The organism is Aromatoleum evansii, assembly GCF_012910805.1.
GTDB lineage: Bacteria > Pseudomonadota > Gammaproteobacteria > Burkholderiales > Rhodocyclaceae > Aromatoleum > Aromatoleum evansii.
This window is the reverse complement of the sequence record NZ_WTVK01000301.1, coordinates 1-390: the sequence shown is the minus strand read 5'-3', so window position 1 is coordinate 390 and position 390 is coordinate 1. Positions and strand designations below refer to the sequence as shown.

The 390-nt window shown below is 73.8% G+C and carries 1 protein-coding gene; it reads right to left on the bottom strand.

Annotation, left to right across the window (positions count from 1 at the left end):
- Window positions 1-163: 163 nt before the first annotated feature.
- On the bottom strand, window positions 164-390 hold a 227-nt coding region (locus GO615_RS30130; protein WP_211167451.1), incomplete at its 5' end, for a cobalamin biosynthesis protein.

The following is a 390-nucleotide window of genomic DNA, read 5'->3' as shown; positions in this document are numbered from 1 at the left end:
CTCGGCGTCCCCGTCGTCGTCGTCGCACGGCCCGCGGCACCGGCCGGGCTGCGTGAGGTGAGCACGCTCGACGAGGTCGTGACGTTCCTGCGGAGCTGACGAGCGGGGCTGTTCCTGCGTTCTAATACGCGCGCGGTTCGGCTGTGCCGCACACGCGAACCGGTCAGTTCATCGTGCGACGCCGCGCGAGGAGACGCGCGCCGAGCGCGAGGACGAGGACCGTGCGTCCGACGCGTCGGGTGAGCCGTACCGCACGCGGGATGTCGGTGACGTCGACCGCGCGTCCGTCGCCGAGTTCACCGCGATGCTCGGTGCGACCGGCGTACACGTTCGTCCCGCCGAGGCGCACCCCGAGTGCGCCCGCGGCGGCGGCCTCGACGGGCCCGGCGT